The following is an 849-nucleotide window of genomic DNA, read 5'->3' on the forward strand; positions in this document are numbered from 1 at the left end:
ATTGATTTTTGGAACATGAATAAAAGTTTATCTTTTTCGTTCATGCGGATATTATCAGAATAACCGTCTTTTGTTATTTGATACCCACATGGCTTAACCATAAAAATGCCTAAGCCCTTAGTGTACGAACTTACTTCTGAGGCATAGTCTTTACTTGTATTTAATGGAACTTTCCCTTTAATATGACACCACTCATTATTACAACTGATGTCTTCAATCTCAGACATCAGTTTTTGCAAATCTGTAATAGCTTTGGAACTCGCTACTTGGGGTATCTGCAACTCAAAACAGAGCATCGGTTCGAGAATGTCCACACCTGACTGTTGCAAAGCCAGCCTGAAGACATAAGGGGTCAGCTGTCTGAAATCAGCAGGTGTACTTACCGGGCTATAATACTCGGCTTGAGTAAAAGTTACTTTCAGATCTGTCACTTCCCATCCATGTAAACCAGATTGGCAAGACATACGAATCCCTTCAAAAACGGCATTTTGAAAAGAATGGTTCAGATAACCATAGGAGATGTCACTTTCGATTTGCAACCCTGCCCCTAACGGTAAGGGTTCAAGAGTCAGCCCTATTGTGGCCCAGTAAGGGTTGGGTGGTACTTCGATCTGAATAATCTTATTGACCTTTTTTATAGGTCGTTCTTTGTAGATAGTCTTGATCTCATCAAAATGGACCTTTACGGAAAATCGTTCTTCCAGCAATGTCTGTATGATTTCCTTTTGGGTCAAACCATATAACGAGATTTCCAATTCATCACTATATGAGTTTATGGAAAAGGACAAAGACGGGTCTTCAATCCACAATGTATTCAGAGCGGATATCACCTTGCTTCTCTCTTCGGGC

At 39.9% G+C, this 849-nt stretch carries 1 pseudogene; it reads right to left on the bottom strand.

What is annotated here, in order from left to right:
* Positions 1-849, bottom strand: a pseudogene (locus DXD78_RS20925) (tetracycline resistance ribosomal protection protein); the annotation flags it as partial.

Source organism: Bacteroides sp. D20 (assembly GCF_003436255.1).
GTDB lineage: Bacteria > Bacteroidota > Bacteroidia > Bacteroidales > Bacteroidaceae > Bacteroides > Bacteroides uniformis.